Raw genomic sequence first — 226 nt, 5'->3', positions numbered from 1 at the left:
AGTGGGGAATATTGCACAATGGGCGCAAGCCTGATGCAGCCATGCCGCGTGTATGAAGAAGGCCTTCGGGTTGTAAAGTACTTTCAGTGGGGAGGAAGGCGTGAAGTTGAACAGACTTCACGATTGACGTTACCCACAGAAGAAGCACCGGCTAACTCCGTGCCAGCAGCCGCGGTAATACGGAGGGTGCAAGCGTTAATCGGAATTACTGGGCGTAAAGCGCACG

At 54.0% G+C, this 226-nt stretch carries 1 rRNA gene; it reads left to right on the top strand.

Features of this window, described 5'->3' with window-relative positions:
- A 16S ribosomal RNA gene (locus tag AAC854_RS23735) occupies nt 1-226 on the top strand; the annotation flags it as partial.

Source organism: Xenorhabdus entomophaga (assembly GCF_037996725.1).
In the GTDB taxonomy this organism is placed as follows: domain Bacteria; phylum Pseudomonadota; class Gammaproteobacteria; order Enterobacterales; family Enterobacteriaceae; genus Xenorhabdus; species Xenorhabdus khoisanae.
Note: the sequence above shows the minus strand (reverse complement) of the source record. Positions and strands in the feature narration are given on the sequence as shown.